Annotated in this window: 1 pseudogene; it reads right to left on the bottom strand. The window is 58.4% G+C overall.

Annotated features, from left to right (window positions below):
• Positions 1 to 965, bottom strand: a pseudogene (locus tag KZ793_RS21060) (S-layer family protein); the annotation flags it as partial.

The raw sequence follows: 965 nt of genomic DNA, 5'->3' as shown, positions 1-965 counted from the left end.
GACTGTTCAGCGCCACGGTATTACCCGCCAGCAAGGCGCCATCACGGCTCAGGTCGCCCTGACGGACGCGCGCATACACCTGCGGCACGGTGACCACTTCGGTAGTGCCGTCCGGCAGGGTCACGGTCTGGTTAGTCAGCCAGATAATATCCGAAGTCAGCAGCGCCATTTGCATCGGACTTAAGGCGACACCCGGCGTTAACTGTTGCTGTTGGCCAAAGGCGATACCGGCATCCATCAGCGCTTTAAACTGCGCTTCATCGTTGTTGTAGCCCGGCAGATAGCGCCGGCCGGTCAGTTGGGTGATTTGGTCCCGCACCAGCCGTTGTTCGTAAAATCCATCTCCTAACCGTTTGTGAACCAGCGCCGGGTCATGCGTTAACTGTTGCCGCATATAATCCGAGCCCAGCCACTGTTTGTACCGGGTAAATTTCGGGTCGGTCTCGACCAGATAGTGGCTGTCGCTGCCCGGCTGCACGGTATACAGGCTGTTATCCGGCAGGCGGGTATTAGGGGTGACCACGCGTATCGCCGGGTCAACGGTTTGTCCTTTCACCGTTTCCGCCGGAGGCCGGTCGTCTATCTCGGTTACCGATTTGACCGCCGTGGGGGCCGCGTGTATCTGACCGGTTTGTCGGTCTGTGAGGGTAATATCGGTGCCCGGTGGACGGGTATGCTCCTGCCAGGCCAGCGTTTTCAGGTCAATCGTTTCTATCACCGGGGCAGGGTCATAATGGCTGCGGCTTTTCCCCTGCGAGGTTTTGGTGCCGCGGAATCTGGGCTTAAGTCGTTTCTTTTTCGCATACCAGTGAGTCTGGCGGCCGGCATCCGTGGTGATGCGTTCCCCCTGAGTGGCTATATTGTGCAGTTCGCCGATTTCGCCGTTCAGCTCACCACCGGCAACAATTTGGCTGTCGTGATTGGTGACCTGCGCACTGTTGAGCGTGATATTACCGCCGGCCAGA

It is taken from the genome of Photorhabdus antumapuensis (genome assembly GCF_020387775.1).
Lineage (GTDB): Bacteria > Pseudomonadota > Gammaproteobacteria > Enterobacterales > Enterobacteriaceae > Photorhabdus > Photorhabdus antumapuensis.
Note: the sequence above shows the minus strand (reverse complement) of the source record. Positions and strands in the feature narration are given on the sequence as shown.